The organism is Paenibacillus forsythiae T98, from assembly GCF_000520735.1.
Classification (GTDB): domain Bacteria; phylum Bacillota; class Bacilli; order Paenibacillales; family Paenibacillaceae; genus Paenibacillus_AQ; species Paenibacillus_AQ forsythiae.
In genome coordinates, this window is record NZ_ASSC01000625.1 from 1 (window position 1) to 546 (window position 546).

Annotated in this window: 2 protein-coding genes; both read right to left on the minus strand. The window is 59.2% G+C overall.

The features are described from left to right. Positions 1–252, minus strand: a 252-nt coding sequence (locus L692_RS0119355; RefSeq protein ID WP_025701710.1) for a hypothetical protein, incomplete at its 3' end; no start/stop codon positions are given. A gap of 15 nt (positions 253–267) precedes the next feature. After that, the coding region (locus tag L692_RS0119360; RefSeq protein ID WP_025701711.1) for an ABC transporter permease at positions 268–546 on the minus strand (279 nt) is incomplete at its 5' end.

Sequence of the window (546 nt, forward strand, 5' to 3'; positions counted from 1 at the left end):
GGGGGAAGGGGCGGCAGAGCCGATAGCGGCTGCCTCGGAACCCGGAGACGGAGAAGCGTCAGGCGAAGCTGCGGGCGAAGAGAGGTTTCCGGAAGCCACATAATCCCCGGCCGCCTTGCTTTCCTCGTTCGCCCGGGGAAGACCGGACGAGAACGAAGACGCCGACGTCTCCAGCTTATCCTTGCCGCATGCGGACAGCAGCAGGATCAGGCATACAGCCGCGGCGGTCAAACACTTGTGTCTTGTCTTCATAAAAGCGCGTACCTCCTAAGATTTAAACAAAGCGAGCGGGTGCAGCCGGTACAGCCGGAAGGCGGGAATTAGCGAGGCAATCAGCCCGATGGCAATCGTTCCCGCAGCAATCCAGCCGTGATCGGCGTTCCACAGATAGGGATTGATTCGGACTCCCGCTTTGGCAAACAGCATCTCTCTAAAGAGCAATGCGGCCAAATGTCCCGCAAGAAAGCCCGCAGCCAGACCGGTCAGCGTCAGAATCAGGCCCTCGCCAACAAGCGTCATCCATATATAGCTCTTCGGCTTTCCCAC